This is a genomic window from Gluconobacter sp. GP1, from assembly GCF_032913585.1.
Classification (GTDB): Bacteria; Pseudomonadota; Alphaproteobacteria; order Acetobacterales; family Acetobacteraceae; genus Gluconobacter; species Gluconobacter cerinus.
The window spans coordinates 1-1065 of the sequence record NZ_JASGXC010000042.1 but is presented as its reverse complement, the minus strand read 5'-3'; the positions used below and the strand labels follow the sequence as shown (position 1 = coordinate 1065).

1 pseudogene is annotated in these 1065 nt (G+C 62.0%); it reads left to right on the top strand.

The features are described 5' to 3' along the window. Positions 1-1065 (top strand): annotated as a pseudogene (locus tag R5H23_RS16815) (type IV secretion protein DotO); the annotation flags it as partial.

Below are 1065 nucleotides of genomic sequence, written 5' to 3'. Positions count from 1 at the left end.
CCGATCCTGAGGGTGTCAGTGAGAGCATCCGGCGAAACCTCGATGAACGACGGACCGTTGCAGGTGCGCTAAACGCCGATTTTGAAGACATCTTCACGGAACGACAGAAGGTGCTTCCACCTTTCATGCGTCAGGAACGCACGTACCTCGTTCTCTGGACAAGACCTGCATGCCTGTCATCGCAGGAGGTGTCACAGGCCAAACGCGAGCGGGCGAGCAATCTCAAGGGCCTGCCGCCCCTGGGTGATGCTCAGAACCCTCTTCTGGGAAGCCTCGAACTTGGGACGATCCATCAGACGTTCGTGCAGGGTACCTGTGATGCTCTGAGCGCAGAAGCGGTGCAGGTCGATATTCTCAGCCCCGAAGAGGGTCTGCAGGCCATTCGCCATGAACTCTACCCCGATACGATCGGCTCTGCCTGGACACCGTCCACGCCACTTCGCAATCCGGGCGGAACTGTTCCCGAGACGGATGCTCCGGCGGACGCGGCCGATGTTCTCTGGCCTCCGCTGCGCGAACAGCTCTTCCGTGACGATGCCAGCACGCCTGACTTCTCCACGGCCCGCATGGGTGTCTTCGACTGGAGCCCGATCGAACTGACGCGTGTTCCCGAAATGCCGGTACCAGGCGTGAGCAACAAACCGGTCCCGACATTTACCGAGCTTGCAGGGCGTCTGTCAGGTCGCCGCATGCCGTGGCGGGCAACGGCTTTGATTGAAGGCGTGCGACCGGGCTACATGCTCTGGAAGGATACGATTGCCCAGTTTCTTAAATTCGGCTCCAACACCCCCATCAACTCAGGGTTCGAAGAGCTGAAGGCCATGCGCAGCAGCCAGAGCGACAGCATCGTCAAGCTGCGCATGGCCTTCGCGACCCGATCGTCGGCCGGCGACACGGAAGCGCTCCGCACCCGCGCCTCCAGGCTCGAGCAGGCCATTCAATCATGGGACAGCGCTCAGGCCAGCCGCGTGTGTGGGGACCCGCTTGCGGGTGTTCTGTCTTCCGTCCCCGGGCTGGCCCTTGCCTCAACCGCACCTCCGACCCCTGGCCCGATGTCCCAGATTC